Genomic DNA, 17,319 nt, shown 5'->3' on the forward strand with positions numbered 1-17,319 from the left:
ATGAAGAAAGAGACGATATGCCTTAAGCTTACCGCGGTACCACTCTTATTGGCTCTTTAAAGAACCCTGCTTTAAAAACCTTGTAACGAAGGTCAATCGTTAAAACAAAAGAATGGAATCATTCCTATCTTTCGCTTTACCACTCCCAGGCAAGTTCAAAGTATCATTGGACTGCGTTGCACCAACCCGCAGCTCTCTTCACCGAATAATGAGCTTTTACTACTCCTGTTCATTGCGTTTGAAAAATTATATCTGAATATTTTTAATAATATCCCATACTATACGGACTCAAGGTAAATTTGTCAATAACTTTCTTAGGATAATATTTTTATAGAAACAAATTAGGGGAAATCGTGAAAGCCCTTGATCCAATTATAGGATACTGGCGGACAAATAATATACAAATTTAATAGCACTTAAGGAACATCCTGCAGCTGCAGAATCAAGTATTAGATGGCATTAAAGGATGAAAATGAAGAACCCCTAATAGTTGAAGCGTATATGCAAGGTTTCCTAAAGACAAAGAGTGCCCTTTATGGATCCCCTCAATTTACCAGTAGTTTCGTAAATTCAACAAATGTTCTTACGCCTTATTTAGCAGGTTCTATATAGAAATAAATCCCACTTTTCTTGTCTATTGCAGGGCTTACTTCACTAGTTTGTGTTTTAACGATAGGACTTTGATCTTCACTTAATCCAGTGTAAATTGTAAAATCCTTTCCTGATTGTGTTGTTGTTCCCCAACTGATCTGGGAGGCATACTTTTTGACTTTTTCGTTTTTAACAAGAACATCTTGATCAGGGTCATACCAAGCAAACTTTCCTTCTTGCTCACTTATGCTTGATACCCCTACTCCCAAGCCTTCTTCAAATTGTTTCTTATAAATAACAAATGTTTCTCCGTTTTCACTAACTTCTCCAATGATGTCTTCTTTTTTCATCTTTTCTTCTTTAATGCCATGATTAATCGTTTCTTCTTTGGTTTTATACCATTTCAATTCACTGGTTCCATTATCAGCTATTGCAGAACACCCTGTAAGTGCAATCATGGCTATTGCAAAAGGTAGCACTACTTTCACTTTAAAATCCCCCTTTTAAGAAAAGATGCAATACTTAAATCATACATTCGACGCGAATAAAAATAGAAAAAAACCTGCCCCTATCCATCATCAATAATTCCCACTGGAATAACCGAACACTTCTCCTGTTCACCTAATCTAATCAAATCAATATATTCATAAAAGCCCAGACTCTCCTAAAACGTTTAAAACCCCATCCCTAACCATGATGCAGCCACCATCAAAATCCCAACGACAATCACTATAACCGGTCCTACAACAATTAATCCAAATAGCAGTGAGCCTACTGCGTCCAGGAAGATTCGAAATGGTCCTGCTTTTTCCTTCTTATTCTGTTGCTGCGTTAATAAGTCTTCAAGATGACCGACTTTTTGCTTCAATTGCTGCAACTCTTGAATCACTTTTGTGTCCTGGTCCATGAATTAACACCCTCTTCAATTAACAATAAGTGTTAATTCTATCATTTTTACATCCATATTTTAAAAGTGAGATTTACCCTCGAAACCAAATCTATTTAAAACTATTTTTTCAAATTCTGTCATCAATGATACAATAACATGGTCTGAAATCAATCCACTCTATAGAACACGTGAGGTATCATATTTTTTATGAAAGCAATACGATTATTAAAGAGTTTTAACTTTTTATATTTTGGACTGCTTGCCATTTTCATTCCGTTTCTCCCAGTCTATCTGGCTGATCAAGGTTTGCGTCCAGCCCAAATCGGATTCATCATCGGTACAGGAGGTTTTGTCACCCTCATTACCCAGCCTTTATGGGGAATGATCAGCGACAAAACAAGGACTATACGAAAAGTCCTGTTGTTACTCATCTTTTTCTCGAGCGTAATCGGTTATTTCCTCTATGATTCAAGCAGTTATCTTCAGCTCATCCTGTTTGCCATGCTGCTATATTTCTTTTTGATGCCGATCGATCCCCTGACGGAAAGCCTCAATTTTACGATGGCAGAGAAATCCGGGATCAGCTACGGCTCCATCCGGACATATGGTGCATTGGGTTATGCGGTCATATCGCTGATCACCGGCTATGTTATGTCATATTTCGGAGCGAACAGCCTTGCGTTCCTTTTTGCAGGCATAGGTTTGATCAGCTTCATCGTCAGCTGGATGATGCCTGATGCTCCCGTTTCAGGGAAACCTGTCACCTTAAGCAGCCTTAAGCATTTTTTCAGCAATAAAGAGACGCTTCTCTTTCTGTTATTGGTCTTTATCTGTGCTGTTCCAGCAAGGATGAACGATACCTTCCTTGGAGTATATATCCGGGAACTTGGAGGAAGTGCCAAGCTTGTAGGCTTGACCTGGTTCTTGGCGGCGGGAAGTGAAATCGTTGTATTCGCCCTAAGCTTTTGGTGGCTGCGCAAAGGTAAGGAAATCATCATCATTTCGTTTGCAGCTGCATTTTTCTTTATCCGTTATTTCGTCTCTGCGTGGATTACCGATCCACAGCTATTAGCTTATTTGCAAGTCATGCAGCTATTGACTTTCCCGATTTTCTACTCGGCGGCCATCCAATATCTGTACCGGATCGTTCCGGTGGAATGGCGTGCCACAGGCCAGACCGTACTGGCGCTGCTATTCTTCGGGGTTTCGGGAATCATTGCTTCTTATATAGGCGGAGCCATATATGGAGCATATGGCGGGAAGACCCTTTACTTGTTCATTTCCTCCATCTCCTTTATAGGAATGGTATTCGCTTTGGTTCTTTATCGGATATACGGAACGAGGCTCGATACCGCAGAGGAAGCGGTATAATCTAAAAAAACGGTATAAAAAAGAGCATGTTTTGATTAAAACATGCTCTTTTTACATTCCGTTAGCGAAATAAAGGGGCAACCGTCAACATTAACACAGAGGAGCAAAGCAGTATAGCAGTTGTCCTGTTTGAGAGTTTTACTTGTTTGCCATTTTTATAGAAACCTGAAAATTGAAGCCGGTTTTTATAGAGTACATAAAGTAATGGAAAAATTGCCATACCAACGATCCATCCGCCCGTGGTATTCTCTACGGTTATTCCAAAAATCAACATAGATTGAATGAATGATGAGCCCCATAATCATTCCAATAACGAAAATAATGGTGATTATACGCAATAATTCTAAAATCACTCTTAACATCATTTCACCTGCTTTTTTCCTGTAATCCGTAAAAAAGGCTGCATCAGCAACCTTGAATGAACTTTACAGGATGGGATATTTCCCTAAATATACCAAACTTTCCTCTATTGGTAAATAGACGCTCTTTACTCTTCTTCTTGAACGAGTGAATGCTTAAATGCGTAGATCACTGCTTGCGTGCGGTCCTGCACGGCAAGCTTGCTTAATATATTGCTGACATGCACTTTGGCGGTTTTCAGGGCTATGTATAGTTCATCGGCAATTTCCTGATTCGTTTTCCCTTGTGTCATCAGCAGTAAAATTTCCATTTCACGGTTTGTCAATTGATCATGAAGCTGGGTGATTTTAGGGCGACGCAGCTTTTCCATCATTTTTCCCGTCACTTCAGGTTCAAGTACGCTTTGACCCTGGAAAGTGGAACGGACGGCTCTCGCAATCTCGCTGGCCTTTGATGTTTTCAGCATATAGCTCGTCGCTCCGGCTTCCAATGCCGGGTACACTTTTTCATCATCCAGGAAGCTTGTCACAATGATGATTTTCGCTTCTGGCCATTTTTCAATAATTCGTTTCGTCGCTTCTATGCCGTCCATTTCCGGCATCACCAAATCCATCAAAATTACATCCGGACGCAATTCCATTGCCAGTTCTACAGCTTTCAAACCATTGTCCGCTTCCCCGATCACTTCGATATCCGACTGTGCGGATAAATAAGCCGATACCCCTATCCTTACCATTTCATGGTCATCGACAAATAATACTTTAATCATCATGATCACCTCCAGCATTTAATAATGGGATTTTCACTTCAAGTTTCGTTCCTTTATTCGGAACACTTACAATTTGCATCGTCCCGCCTAATTCAACAGCCCGTTCATGCATGTTTTGCAGACCATAAGATCCCGTTTTCGACTCCTCGACGTTAAAACCGATGCCGTCATCCGTTATTCGTAAAATGATCATTCCATCACGGACGATCAATAACACTTCAAGTGAATTCGCTTTTGCATGTCTCAGCGTATTGGAAATCGATTCTTGTAAAATCCGAAACAGATGGTCCTCAATCCCCTTATCCAGAGTGACAGGCTCCATCTTCCAATTTATATCCATCGTCACTTTTTGGGCCAATTCCAAAAGAAGCTCCTTCATTCCTTCATGTAGAGATTTTCCCTTTAATGCAACAGGCCTCAAGTGAAGCAATAGCGCCCTCATCTCAAGCTGGGATTGATGGATCATTTCTTCCACTACCTTGAATTGTTTCATTTCCGTTTTTTCCATATCGGATTGTGATTCGGTGATGGCCGACATGAACATCGAAGCCGCAAACAATTGCTGGCTCACCGAATCATGCAGCTCCCGCGCTAAACGGTTTCGTTCCTGGGAAACGATTTCCTGGATCTGTTTCTCCTGATCAATTGCCTTTTCATTCGCCATTTTTTGCGATAATTTAGTCTGCTCATTGATTTGCTTATAGATCAGCTGCATCCGTTCCTCCATTTTAGCCATCTCTTGAATTGGATACGTTTCCTGTTGCGAGGGTAAGCGGCCCTGTTCAAGGAAATGCAGACCTTCATCCACCCTTTCAAGCTGTCTCTTCCAAAACATCCCCGAAACGACTCCATAAATCAGCCCTACCGTCATGACCAGGCTTGGCAAAAATATGACGAAGGGTAATCCCATGACCACTTTCTCCCACAATACACTCCAATCGGATAAAGGAAAGATGAAGAAAACCATCGCCGGCAAAGCAAGGGAAAGAACGAAAGCAACACCAAGGGCAGTCAATATCTGCCGTGTCATTATGCTCATATCCGCTTCACCTCTAAATCGCCAACTAAGATTGAAGTGATGATATGAACCTTGTGATCCGTTTCATTGAACCCTTCCGTTTGGTAGGAATAAATTTGATTAAAGACCCTGGATTCAGGTTTATTTTCAAAAATCCGCGCCCTGCCCGCAATGACAGAATGATGGACCCTGATTTCGATGCCATACGGTACAAGGACGGTGATATTGCCAATGATATTCCTGATCGAAATGACAGCATCGCCTTTCGGTAAAATCGTTTTGCTTAAATCGATAACCGTATCGCCGACCCCGCCCTGAACATTCACGGAATTCCATTCATATACATGTTCGGTCGTTTGTTGATGACCAAACAACTTATTTTTAAATAGATAATCGGTTTTCAGCAGTCGTTCCTTATTGATCTTTTCTTCGTCCGAATCATCATTGGTTATAATGGGACTGACCCAGTCAGGATTCTTTTTGGACTGATAATATAAAAACAAAAGATAAATGAGGATCGCCATTAGGAAAAATTTAAAGACGAACATATTCAAGACATTGATGATAAGCGAAATCAGCCCTATAAAAAATAGGATTTTCCCGATGGTCCGTTTTGTGAATTTCCTGCCTAAATAGATGCATCCTATTGAAAAAGCGAGGGAAAAAAGGAGACCTCCACCCGTAAATGCAATCTCTAAAAAAATCAGGACGACTCCGATGAGAAGTATCCATCCCATATAGTCCGTCTTCATCTTGTTCAACATCGGTTCGCCTCCCCTTTATATGATCACGATATTCTTAAAAGGCACAGAAACCCGTGCCTTTTAAGAATACCATGAAATTGTCACGTTCTGACAGCCTGTTTTCCCCCGCCCTCCATTCCAAAAGGCGAGGGGATGACAGAGATTCCATAAAAAAACTTTACGCTTCTTTCTGTTCCAATTCTTTTTCAAGCTGAACAATCCTGGCATCGATCGTATGCCGATTATAATCTGTATGGACCTGGTGCTCGATGCGATCGATATAATGCTCCATTTCTTCAAACATCGCTACCGGTTTAGCTTCGGAACTGCCTCCGTCCAAAACCCGATTGATCCGGTTGTTTGCCCGGGCAATATTTTCCCTGCCCATCAGTTCCAACCGCTTTAGATGCATATCCTTCAGCTTATGTTTCATTTCTTCATATTTCCGCTCCAGCTCAGCCAACTGTACCTCTGCACTTTTATGCGCCTCTTTCAAACTTTGCGCACGCTCTTCATAGTGCAGGCTTTCCTTGACAGCAAACTCCATCAAATCGGTCTCTCCCGACTGCTTGGCAATCTCAGCCTGATGCTTACGTTTTTCAGCCAGATTTTGCGCTTGATTATATTCACGCGTAAACTCTTCTTTCAGAAGATACTGACGTTCAAGCAACTTACCGACCTTTTCCGTCTCCTGCTCACATTGACGCAAATATTGATTTAACATCCCAATTGGATTTTTTTGCTCCTTTTTATCCAACAGATCGTGAAAATCAGCCGAAATCGTTTGTTTCATTCTTGAAAATAAATTACCCATTCCAATTACATCCCTTCTATTAGTTCTTATTCAACTCTTTCCACTCTCTTTCAAAATTTGAGAATGGGTCACTTTCTTTCGATGAAGCACTTTCATCATTTTCATTCCATTTTTTATAAACCAGGTAAAGAACATAAGCTGCCACCAGTCCCAATATTGCCGGGATATGGGAAATAGAAACGATCAGCACGATAATGGAGACTGATCCCCACGCAATCTTCGCCCCTGTCGATTCGGACTTCATGAACTGCTTGAACCCAAAGTATAGGATCGCCAAGCAAATCGCCAGACTGATCAGTGGACCAACGTTCGCCAGCAACAGGAAAAGTGCGATCAGTCCTACAATAAATAAACCAAATTTCTTCATTGTTTTCGTCCTCCTTTCTATGTTTATATCTTATCTACTTTTACAGGTTCGTATAATGAGCCTTAGCTATATTTTCTAGTAAGACCTAAGGCGTAGACGCTATAAGTCCGATGCTAATGAGGAGGGTATTTCACTCGGGAATTTGCCCCTTACTTGTAAGTTTGAGCGATATATTCATGGGTTTGAGTGATATATAGGTGAATTTGAGCGATATATACCAGAGTTTGAGGATATACTCCCGAGTTTCCGCTATTTACTCGTGAGTTTGGGCAGTTTACTCGTGAATTATGCCGCTTTACTCGTGAGTTTGGGCAGTTTACTCGTGAATTTGCGCTATTTACTCGTGAGTTTGAGCAGTTTACTCGTGAGTTTTGAAAATAAAAAAATCTTCCGATTGTATATAATCGGAAGATTGGTTAGCTGCCATCATCATTACACATATAAGCCTTCGACGTAGACTGAGGTGATGGTTTGAGCGATTTCTTCTACTGAACTTTGATGTTCGTTTCGCACGATTTCCCATAGATACATTTCGTTTGTGAAAAACCATCCTCTTGCGACAAGCTCATGGTTTAGTTCAGCTCTAGCCAGTCCATTTTGCTGTGCATAGGCCACATCTTTTGAGATTCGCTGAATGAACTTCATGCGGATCGCTTTCCATTTATCTGAAATAATGGTTGATATCCCAATGGCCTGTTCGAAGACCTGCATCATGTTACGTTCAGCTTCTGCCATTTTCAAAAATGCATTAGCTTGTCTGTTGATGATATGTTTTGCTTCGTCTTTTGATTTTGGAAAGAAAGAGGTCTCGGCAATTTCATAGAATTGCTCCATTACATTTTCCATTAATACAATTAACAGATCCTCTTTCCCTTTAAAATGAACATAGGCCGTCCCGTATCCGATGTTTGCTCTTTTGATCATTTGGGAAATAAGCGCAGCTTGATAACCTTCTTCAAGAAATATTTCCTTTGCAGCTTCCAATAGCTTTTGTCGTGTCATGATCGAGCGTAAATGCCGTTTATCCCCTGTTTTGCCATTCTCCATGCTTATTCCTCCCTTTATCTTCTAGCATAAAGGATTTCCATAAAATAAAAAACATTTGTTGGAATGCCAGCTTGAATGTTTATAATTTTCTGAATTAACTTATTGACACCGTGTCATATTCTTTGGTACGATTCTCCTAGAATTTTAAAAAAACTAATATAGGAGGATGATTATGGTTTCTGAATATACATTGGATCACGCTAAACAAATGGATGAAAATGATACGCTTAAAGGTTTTCGAGAAGAGTTTTATTTAAAGCCGGATTCCATCTATATGGATGGAAACTCATTGGGGCTTCTTTCGAAAAGGGCTGAACGCACACTTCTGGAGTCTTTGGAAGATTGGAAAGAGCATGGGATTGATGGATGGACGCAAGGGAATCACCCATGGTTTTTCATGGCTGAGAAATTGGGCGCGAAGATGTCCCAATTGGTCGGAGCTTCTCCCGAGGAAGTTATAGTAACCGGCTCCACAACTGTAAATCTGCATCAGCTTGTAGCTACATTTTATAAGCCTGAAGGAATGCGCAGAAAGATTTTGGCTGATGAATTAACCTTCCCGACTGATATTTATGCTCTTCAAAGTCAGCTGCGTACACATGGATACGATCCGGAAACCGATCTCATCCGCGTGAAAAGCCGTGATGGCCGATTTCTTGAAGAAGATGACATCATCGAAGCAATGACCGATGACATCGCTTTGATCATCTTGCCAACGGTCCTGTATCGCAGCGGTCAAATACTGGATATGAAACGATTGACTGATGAAGCTCATAAAAGAGGCATTGTAATCGGATTTGACGGATGTCATTCCATCGGTGCCATCCCGCATTCATTCAGCGAATGGGATGTGGATTTTGCGTATTGGTGTAATTATAAACATTTAAATGGCGGTCCTGGCGGTGTTGGCGGTTTATATGTAAATCGAAAACATTTTGGGACGATGCCTGGATTGGCTGGATGGTTCGGCTCCAAAAAAGATAAACAATTCGATATGGAACATACTTTAACACCAGCTGAATCAGCAGGAGCGTATCAAATTGGCACGCCGCATGTGTTAAGTTGTGCACCTTTGATTGGGTCTTTGGACATTTTCATAGAAGCTGGAATTGAAAATATTCGTGAAAAATCCTTGAAAATCAATCAATATTTAATGGATTTAGTCGAATTCGAATTGGAAGACATGGGATTTTTCATTGGAACTCCCAGAGAAGACATCCGCCGCGGAGGTCATGTAAGCCTTGAGCATAAAGAAGCTGCACGGATATGCAAGGCATTGAAAGAGAACGGTGTCATTCCCGATTTCCGTGCACCTAACATCATTCGCCTCGCCCCGGTTGCACTCTATACTTCTTATGCGGAAGTTTGGGAAGTTGTACAAATACTCAAGAAAATCATGTCAGAAAAACAATATGAAAAATACAAGAATGAGCGTGAAGTGGTCGCATAACCCGGAGTTCCGCAGATGGGGCTCATCCCTCAAATGGTTGATTAATTAGGGCAGGATAAAATCTTTTTGATAAAAAGGAGATGAACTATGGAGAAAAACAATACTCAATTGAACTTTAAAGATGAGCCAGAAAAAGGATTAAAGCGAGAGCTGAAAACAAGTCAGCTCTCCATGATCGCGATGGGGTGTGCCATCGGGACGGGGCTATTTCTTGGCAGCGGACTTGCGATTCAAGCGGCAGGGCCAAGTGTATTGCTCAGCTATGCTCTTGGGGCGTTCATTGTCTTACTATTGATGGGCTGTTTAGCCGAAATGACGGTTGCCCACCCTACTTCCGGATCTTTTGGGGCCATTGCGGAAAAGTACATGAGTCCAATGGCAGGCTATCTTGTCCGCTATTCCTATTGGATTGGCAATGTTTTGGCTGTTGGGGTTGAAGTAAGTGCAGTCAGCGTATATATGAATTATTGGTTTCCGAACGTGCCGGGAATCGTATGGATATTGTTGTTTGCAGGTGTCTTGATTTATGTAAATGCTACCAGCGTGAATACATTCGCGACATTTGAGTATTGGTTCTCCTTTATTAAAATAAGTGCCATTGTTGGTTTTATCCTACTTGGAGCCTATGTACTGTTCAGTTCATCCGAACAGCCGCATATAGGACCGGAAAACTTCGTGAATGAAGGCGGTTTTTTCCCATTTGGTTTGAAGGGGATGTGGATAGCCGTATTTATTTCTTTATTCAGCTTTCTTGGAACTGAATTGATAGCGGTTACATCAGGGGAGGCAAAAGATCCGGATGCCGCCGTCCCAAAAGCATTAAAAGCGACTGTGTTCCGTTTATCCACTTTCTATGTGCTGACAATCGGCATCATGCTGATGATCGTTCCTTGGAAAACGGCCGGGATCGAGGTAAGCCCATTCGTAAAAGTGATGGAAATCCTGAACATTCCAGGTGCATCCGGGATCATGAACTTTATTATTCTAACGGCTGCCATATCTGCCATGAACGCTCAGCTCTATGCTTCAACACGGATGATGTTTTCATTGGCACGCGGAAAACATGCACCTACCTTTTTAGGAAAGTTAAACAAAAGCGGTGTTCCTACGAAAGCCCTTGCTGTCTCTTCAACGGGGATTTTCATCGCTGCAGGCGTTCATGCGTTACTTCCTGGTTCATCCTATGCTTTCATGATGGGAATTTCCATGTTCGGTGCCATGTTCACATGGCTCATGATCTTCATTTCCCATTTGTTTTTCAGGGTGAAATGGGAGAAAACCGGCGGACGCAAATTACCTGTTAGGATGATCGGTTTCCCCTATTTAACGATACTAGGAGCCGTTCTTCTATTCAGTTTGATGATTACGTCATGGTTTACGGATTTCAAAATCATGCTTCAATTCGGGATTCCTTGGTTACTTTTTTTAGCTGTTGCTTATTTTATTTCAAAAAGAAGAAATATTAACCATAATGTAATGGAAGAATCTCTGGAAAAGAAGATAGAATAGAATAGCGGAATAAATAGTTTTTTCCGAAAAGTGAGGAGATTGCGGAATGAAGAATACAGATAAAAATGAACAAACAATAACGGGTTTAGAGAAAGAAATTCAAACCGACTTTCAAAAATCGATGTCTTACGGGGATTACCTCCACCTTGATAAGATTTTAACCAGTCAGCATAGATGCTCCGATCATCATGATGAAATGCTATTTATCGTTATCCATCAAGCGAGTGAGCTATGGATGAAGCTCATTTTACATGAATTGACAGCAGCAACTGAGTCCATCCGCCAAAACAAGTTGGAACCTTCGTTTAAAATGCTGTCTCGCGTTTCGAGGATTCAGCAGCAATTGATCCAGTCATGGAATGTCCTTTCAACTTTAACACCGGCTGAATATATGGAGTTCAGGGATAAACTGGGACAATCTTCCGGATTCCAATCTTACCAGAATCGTTTGATTGAATTTGCATTAGGAAACAAGAATGTCCATACGCTATCCGTCTATCAGCACCAAACGGATTTATACGAGCAAATGCAGCAGGCCCTTCATGAGCCAAGTATATATGACGCGGCGATCAATGCTCTTGTGGCACGCGGATTACCTATTGATCAAGAAGCCCTCAGCAGGGATTGGTCCCAAAGATATGAACCAAATGCCAGTGTAGAAGAGGCATGGCTGACAGTTTACCGCGATGTTGAGCAATATTGGGACTTATATGAGCTGGGCGAGAAGTTAGTGGACATCGGCCATCAACAGCAATTATGGCGTTTTAATCATATGACCACAGTGGAAAGGATTATTGGTAATAAACAAGGAACGGGCGGATCATCAGGTGTAACGTATTTAAAAAGAGCACTGGATCAACACTTTTTCCCAGAGCTATGGAGTCTAAGAACGAAGCTATAAGATATACAAAAACAGCCAGTAGAGACGGAGGTAAATGCATGGGGACATGGATTGATATTTCACAACGTCTGGATGATAACGTTGCAGTCTGGCCTGGAGATACACCTTTCTCTTATAAAGTCAATTGGAGTAAAGAACAGAGCGGATCTGTCAATGTAGGTCAAATCAATATGAGTATCCATACCGGTACCCACATTGATGCACCTTTTCATTTTGATGATGATGGAAAAAGAGTGATAGATTTGGATCTCGACTTATATATGGGAAATGCCCAAGTTATCCATTTACCAAACAAGACAAGCATCGGAGTCGATGAATTATCCCATTTAGCTCTACAAGGCGTTACCCGTCTGTTAATTCGCACGGATGCATGGAAGGATCGAAGTGTGTTTCCACAAACCATTCCACATATCCAGCCAGAATTAGCGGCATATCTTTCAGAACACGGCGTCCGTCTAATTGGACTTGATTTACCATCAGTAGATCCACTGGATAGTAAAGAGCTGTCTGCCCACCATGAACTTGCCGATCATGGCATTCACATTTTGGAAGGACTTGTATTAGACGGCATCGAACCGGGTAATTATGAGTTGGCAGCCCTCCCTCTTCCTTTAGTTGAAGCAGATGGAAGTCCGGTACGTGCTGTGTTGAAAAAGCCCTAAACAAAATGTTTTCAAAAAAACGAGCCAGATCAAAAACTGATTTGGCTTGTTTTTTGTTGTAATCATTAGCTATCAAATTTATCTCCCTAAACCACGTGCATCTATGTTATAATTTTCAGAATTCATCACTAAGAGTGGAGGTCCGAATATGGAAAACTTTTATTTATTCATCATCATGTGCATCCTTCTCATCATCTTACCCGGTCCAGATACAGCAATAGCCACAAGGAATACCGTTACCGTGGGGACATCGGGAGGTTTTAAAACGATGTTCGGCACATGCTGTGCCCTGCTCATCCATACATCTGCTGCCGTGTTCGGACTTTCAGCGATCATTGTGAAATCCGCTTTATTATTTTCCATCTTCAAATATGCCGGTGCCGTTTACTTGGTATATCTAGGCTTCAAGACACTATGGGGATTAAGGAATAAGCAAGTGGCCGCAGCGGCGGAAACGACGGTCAAAAGTAAGTACGAAAACCAGTCATGCTTTAAGCAAGGGTTCCTTACCAATCTGCTGAACCCTAAAGTGGCCGTCTTCTTTTTAACGTTTTTGCCTCAGTTCGTGAATCCGGGGAATGATACGTTTTTACCGTTCCTGATCATGGGCATGACGTATACCGTTTTAACTGCGTTGTGGTTTGTATTTTATATCTATCTGCTGAACCAGATCAGTGCTTTTATGAAAAAGCCTAGAACCCAAGCGATATTCGAGGGAATAACCGGGACAGTCTTGATTGGTTTCGGGATAAAACTAGCTCTAGAAAAAGCTCATAATTAATTTGAACTGCACCCTAATTGTTAGACATTGGAGGTGCAGTTTTAATATATCGGGGTTCCGGTCAGGTGTAGGGATTTAAGTACTTGCTGAGTTATGTTACAAAAAAACCATAATTTGGTTTTTGATACAAGGAGGAAAAAGAACATGGCAACCATTGAAGTTAAGAAAACAAAAGATATCGGATTAGGTTCGCTTTCTTTCGTGCTATGTTTATTGGGAATATTGTTTACGTTTGAATTTGGCGATAAATCTTGCATGGGAGATCATATTTTACATACTATCGGACTTAGCTCCTGGTCAAATGGAGATTCAGGTATTCATTATACAGTGTTCTATTCGACTATATATTTCATCCCCTCCTTTATTATTGGTCATATATATCCTGATAATAGAGGAGCAAAAGCAGGGAAAATCATATCAGGCATCCTATCAGTTCTCACCCTTTCAGCACTAATAACGTTTATTATCTCTTTTTTATCGGCCTGGGTATGAGCTCAATAATGCCGAGCTCCTACCCCACTTTAGAGTTCAGTCACTCAACATACCCATTCACGAAAAATCCAATCGTTTCGAGCTCGTCCTCAGTTAAACCCCGCTTTAATTCTTTAGCCAATTCCTGCTCCATTAAAGCCCGGTTTCCCCGATGTTCGACCACCGCTCTGGCACATTCTTTCATTAGCTTAAGCTCCGCCTCCATCTCCAGTTTCGTGCGAGGCTGATCATGATGGGAAAGTATATAGGTTTCGGCATCATAGGCTTCTATTTTCTTAAGAAGCAGTAAAGCCTGTTCAGCCGTATAGTTCCATTTTTCCGCATAAAGATTGGCATACAGGCAGTCTCCCAAAAATAAGGTCTTTTCCTCCTGTATATAAATGATGCAGGAATCATTGGCATGGTCGCCGCCGACATGTTCGATGACACAGGTTATATCGCCGAGATCGATCGTCATCGTTTTTTCAAAGATGATATCGGGCAGGGGAAGGGAAATCTCTCTATTCGTCCCATGTTCCAATTTGATTGCATCGGCACAAAAGGGAATCTCCGTCCCTTCTTCGACCCGTTGATCAAGGGCCTGATCTTCCCATGAAAGCTGCTGCATATCTTTAATGCTCTTGTATGTTTTTTCCTGACAAATCACCGGAATCCTCATATTCTCCAGCCCGAATACATGGTCCCAGTGGGAATGGGTAAGCACGAGGAGATTCCCGCTTATATCATTCCGGTGCAATTCGTCCTCAAAAAGCTGTGCATGCCTGACAGAGTTACCGGCATCGATGATGAGCGTTTTCTTGTTTCCCGTCACGGCGGCAAGAACCGGGCGATCCGTTTCCTGAACTGGCGGCAGGTAGGCAATATGTTTCGATAGGTGTTGTAATGTTTGCATGTTTCCGTTCTCCTTAATTGTTGTAGTTAGCTTGCTCAAGTATAGCAAATTACATATGTATTCATAAGATAATCTCCGCAAAAGGATAAAAAGACAACAATCACTGAGATTGCTGTCTTTTTGTTTCAAATGAACCTATTGAAATATACCGTAATTTTCGATAGGGCATTTAAAAAGGTAGCTTTAAAAAAAGACTCTTCCTTTTTCTGATCTTCAGGTGTTTCTATATATTTTTTATTGTCCGCAATGAGTGTACTATTCGACATTTTCAACTCGATGGCTCCTGTCAACTGCGCTGCAAATGCTTCACTATCGATGACCACCACCGATTCTGTATTTAAAAAGGCAGATCGAGAATCCAAATTGTAGGAACCCACTGCACTTAATCGTTGATCATAGACAACCGATTTACCATGCAAAGAATAAGGCTTTGAATATTCATAAAGCCTTGCCCCCGTTTCAACGATACTATCCCTAAGCGCCAAGTATCCGGAAAAAGCGATCACATTCGGGGTTGATGCCGTCGAGTTGGTAAGTATCGTCCAATCAGCCTTTGAATCCATCTTTTTCGGTACATATTCCTTCAAGGCATCCGCAGGAACAATATAGGGACTTTGAATAAATACCGATTGATTGGCATTCGCCGCAATATCCAATAAAGAGCTCCACACAAAAGGGTATTTATTGAAACGTTCGATTGGATTATGAATGAAGGACACTTTTTTAGTAGGTGTTGTAGCCTTGCTCCAATCGACGACTGGTTTCACGAAATCGGTTTCAGTGCGCAAAGCTTTGCTGTATTTTTTCACTAATGCATTTCTTTCGCGTTTTCCTTTTTCCATTTGCCTTTTTGACAGGTCCGAAAAAACATCGCTCGTAAACGGATGGGTCCATAATTCATTCAAATAGTCCTTCATTTCAACGATTACACTATCTTTCTCCTCTTTAGCATTGAAAATGAGTACATCCCTGTCATAGACAAAATTCCTCGGCGGCTTGCTTGCTAAGTACTTATCGGCAATATTCCTCCCTCCGATGATGCCTAGCTTTCCATCTACCGTGATGATCTTGTCATGAAGGCGATTATGCCAGGTCCACGGCTTAAATGGCTTAAAGGTTTCATAGTATCTTAATTCAATGTTTTCATGTGAAGCCAATGCATACCGGGCACCGCTTAATTGACCTCTAAGCCCATGAGCCATTCCATCCAGAAGGATTCGGACTTTGACACCTCTGTCAGCCGCATCAATCAAGGCTCCAAGAAAAAGCTCGGTTGATTCACCTTTTCCAAAAGCATAGTAGGCGATATCGATTGAATGCTTTGCTTCCTGGATCATTCGCATTCTTGCGAGGCCAGACTCATAACCGTCTTCGAAAAGCAGGACACGATCCACGGTGGTTTCCTTCTCTCCCATATATTCACTTACCTGTTTAATCGGCCTGTCTTCTTCTTTTTCTGCTTTGGGGAAAAGAACAACAGCCGTCACAACTACATAAAGGAAATATAATAGAAGAACAAGCAATAATCCCTTAATTGCCGTTTTTACAGTCATTGAGCACCCCCCCCCCTTTAAGCGATATTTTATTACTATTCGTAAAATGCAAAGACTCTATTCAACATCTGCATACTTGATAATTCTGACTAATTAGCGAGCGATGCCACTGACCCACTTTGCTTGATTCTTGGTGCACTTTTTTTCTTTTTAAATGTGACAAAGTGGTGAACATGAAAGCAGTTGCATAATATGATATAGAAGGAGGGATTTCATGCTTAAACAACCTGATAGAATAAGTATCTTCAATTATTGTTTTGCATTAGGGGTATCAGAAGTTTTCTTTTTATCCAGCTTTTATCTTTCCATTCTTGACGTTTCATTATTTGCGATCGCTTTACCATTTTCCGCTTTATTTCTAATGTTCTCCTTGTACCTATTCCTTCGAACGCACAAAGCAGTTAAGACCTTACCCAACCAAGAGGAACGAAGAAGGGAAATTCACGCATTCTATCATCAATCTTTCGGGATTTTCGCGATCATTTTTTTCACTTTACTTTTAGTTGCTTTAGCCTTTATTCCCTCGCTGGAAAACGGAGGGCACTTCTATCTTCTTTATTGTTTACCGATGGCCTTGCTTTGTATGATTCCTTCGATTGTATCTTATAAAGGAATGAAATTATTCAAACTGGAAAACGGCGGGAAATTAACGAAAATCTAATTGATTTTACTTTTATTCAAGATTTCATCCAGGTTTTTTAGTTGAATGTATAGGGAAAATGAGGATATAATAATAAATATAAAAAAAAGACACTGGTTAAACCAGCGTCTCAATGAACAGCAAACTGCATAAAGAGCAGCGGCTTTCTGTGGTAAGTCAGTTGCTACTCGATCATGAAAGTAACCCTTTTCCTACATACATCTGGCCGGATGGTATGGAGGGGGTTACTTTTTTAATGTAACCGCGATTACTGCGACGATTAAAGAGGCAAATGAAATCATTAGCATCAGTCCGTCCATAATAGAAATCACCAGCGACACCCCCTTTCTGAAAAGGAGTGACCGCTGCCCACTATACCAAATTGCTGTCCATTTACTATTATATCTGTATTTACTTGTTATTTATAGCCAAAAATAGATGCATTTAGTCTTCTTGATGCTTCACATAAA

General features: G+C 41.2%; 18 protein-coding genes and 1 other annotated feature. Of the genes, 8 read left to right on the forward strand and 10 right to left on the reverse strand.

Features of this window, described 5'->3' with window-relative positions; translation table 11 throughout:
* Window positions 1–5 precede the first annotated feature (5 nt).
* Window positions 6–242: a binding site (T-box leader), on the reverse strand.
* Window positions 243–590: 348 nt separating this feature from the next.
* Both AC0VX1_RS20220 and AC0VX1_RS20225 read right to left on the reverse strand, forming a co-directional pair.
* Window positions 591–1,079, reverse strand: a complete 489-nt coding sequence (locus tag AC0VX1_RS20220; RefSeq protein ID WP_475468575.1) for a hypothetical protein — start codon at window positions 1,077–1,079, stop codon at window positions 591–593.
* Window positions 1,080–1,264: 185 nt separating this feature from the next.
* The gene (locus tag AC0VX1_RS20225; RefSeq protein ID WP_454861636.1) at window positions 1,265–1,498 is read right to left on the reverse strand and encodes a hypothetical protein; all 234 of its coding nucleotides are present in this window, start codon (window positions 1,496–1,498) and stop codon (window positions 1,265–1,267) included.
* 189 nt (window positions 1,499–1,687) lie between these two features.
* On the opposite strand from AC0VX1_RS20225, the gene AC0VX1_RS20230 reads away from it, so the two are divergent.
* Window positions 1,688–2,851 carry an MFS transporter gene (locus AC0VX1_RS20230; protein ID WP_048679493.1) on the forward strand — a complete coding sequence of 388 codons (1,164 nt, stop codon included), beginning with the start codon at window positions 1,688–1,690 and terminating at the stop codon, window positions 2,849–2,851.
* A 487-nt stretch (window positions 2,852–3,338) separates the two neighbouring features.
* Here the strand turns inward: AC0VX1_RS20230 and AC0VX1_RS20235 are convergent, their stop codons facing one another.
* The 6 genes from AC0VX1_RS20235 to AC0VX1_RS20260 form a co-directional block, all read right to left on the reverse strand.
* On the reverse strand, window positions 3,339–3,980 hold the full coding sequence (locus tag AC0VX1_RS20235) for a response regulator transcription factor (RefSeq protein ID WP_034309572.1): 642 nt from the start codon (window positions 3,978–3,980) through the stop codon (window positions 3,339–3,341).
* A complete protein-coding gene (locus AC0VX1_RS20240; protein ID WP_034309574.1) occupies window positions 3,973–5,019 on the reverse strand; it encodes a sensor histidine kinase in 1,047 nt (348 codons plus the stop codon). The genes AC0VX1_RS20235 and AC0VX1_RS20240 overlap by 8 nt, the downstream gene beginning before the upstream one ends.
* A complete protein-coding gene (gene liaF, locus AC0VX1_RS20245) occupies window positions 5,016–5,762 on the reverse strand; it encodes a cell wall-active antibiotics response protein LiaF (RefSeq protein ID WP_063575359.1) in 747 nt (248 codons plus the stop codon). Before liaF ends, AC0VX1_RS20240 begins: the two co-directional genes overlap by 4 nt.
* Before the next feature lie 157 nt (window positions 5,763–5,919).
* The gene (locus AC0VX1_RS20250; protein ID WP_034309579.1) at window positions 5,920–6,555 is read right to left on the reverse strand and encodes a PspA/IM30 family protein; all 636 of its coding nucleotides are present in this window, start codon (window positions 6,553–6,555) and stop codon (window positions 5,920–5,922) included.
* Between the two features lie 19 nt (window positions 6,556–6,574).
* Entirely contained in the window at window positions 6,575–6,922 is a 348-nt protein-coding gene (locus AC0VX1_RS20255; RefSeq protein ID WP_034309581.1) for a lmo0954 family membrane protein, read from the reverse strand.
* A gap of 432 nt (window positions 6,923–7,354) precedes the next feature.
* Window positions 7,355–7,969: a TetR/AcrR family transcriptional regulator gene (locus AC0VX1_RS20260; protein ID WP_145504503.1), complete on the reverse strand. Its 615-nt coding sequence runs from the start codon at window positions 7,967–7,969 to the stop codon at window positions 7,355–7,357.
* A gap of 172 nt (window positions 7,970–8,141) precedes the next feature.
* Between AC0VX1_RS20260 and kynU the strand changes: the two genes are divergently transcribed.
* The 6 genes from kynU to AC0VX1_RS20290 all read left to right on the forward strand — a co-directional run bounded on the left by kynU (window position 8,142) and on the right by AC0VX1_RS20290 (window position 13,764).
* Window positions 8,142–9,419: a kynureninase gene (gene kynU, locus AC0VX1_RS20265; protein ID WP_054399874.1), complete on the forward strand. Its 1,278-nt coding sequence runs from the start codon at window positions 8,142–8,144 to the stop codon at window positions 9,417–9,419.
* Window positions 9,420–9,506: 87 nt separating this feature from the next.
* On the forward strand, window positions 9,507–10,928 hold the full coding sequence (locus tag AC0VX1_RS20270; RefSeq protein WP_475468582.1) for an amino acid permease: 1,422 nt from the start codon (window positions 9,507–9,509) through the stop codon (window positions 10,926–10,928).
* A gap of 46 nt (window positions 10,929–10,974) precedes the next feature.
* The gene (gene kynA / locus AC0VX1_RS20275; RefSeq protein ID WP_063575355.1) at window positions 10,975–11,829 is read left to right on the forward strand and encodes a tryptophan 2,3-dioxygenase; all 855 of its coding nucleotides are present in this window, start codon (window positions 10,975–10,977) and stop codon (window positions 11,827–11,829) included.
* A 38-nt stretch (window positions 11,830–11,867) separates the two neighbouring features.
* Window positions 11,868–12,491 (forward strand): arylformamidase, encoded by a 624-nt coding sequence (kynB, locus tag AC0VX1_RS20280; protein WP_475468585.1) that lies wholly within the window; start codon window positions 11,868–11,870, stop codon window positions 12,489–12,491.
* 148 nt (window positions 12,492–12,639) lie between these two features.
* Window positions 12,640–13,272, forward strand: coding sequence for a LysE family translocator (locus tag AC0VX1_RS20285; RefSeq protein WP_098866059.1), 633 nt, complete (start codon window positions 12,640–12,642; stop codon window positions 13,270–13,272).
* A 144-nt stretch (window positions 13,273–13,416) separates the two neighbouring features.
* On the forward strand, window positions 13,417–13,764 hold the full coding sequence (locus AC0VX1_RS20290; RefSeq protein ID WP_475468587.1) for a hypothetical protein: 348 nt from the start codon (window positions 13,417–13,419) through the stop codon (window positions 13,762–13,764).
* Between the two features lie 40 nt (window positions 13,765–13,804).
* On the opposite strand, the gene AC0VX1_RS20295 is transcribed toward AC0VX1_RS20290, so the two are convergent.
* Complete coding sequence (locus AC0VX1_RS20295) at window positions 13,805–14,656, reverse strand: MBL fold metallo-hydrolase (protein WP_475468589.1); 852 nt, start codon at window positions 14,654–14,656, stop codon at window positions 13,805–13,807.
* Between the two features lie 125 nt (window positions 14,657–14,781).
* Entirely contained in the window at window positions 14,782–16,209 is a 1,428-nt protein-coding gene (locus tag AC0VX1_RS20300) for a phospholipase D-like domain-containing protein (protein WP_475468590.1), read from the reverse strand.
* 214 nt (window positions 16,210–16,423) lie between these two features.
* On the opposite strand from AC0VX1_RS20300, the gene AC0VX1_RS20305 reads away from it, so the two are divergent.
* The gene (locus tag AC0VX1_RS20305) at window positions 16,424–16,870 is read left to right on the forward strand and encodes a hypothetical protein (RefSeq protein ID WP_475468591.1); all 447 of its coding nucleotides are present in this window, start codon (window positions 16,424–16,426) and stop codon (window positions 16,868–16,870) included.
* Window positions 16,871–17,319: the final 449 nt, after the last annotated feature.

The sequence above is a fragment of the Peribacillus sp. QJM3NY_7 genome (genome assembly GCF_056173225.1).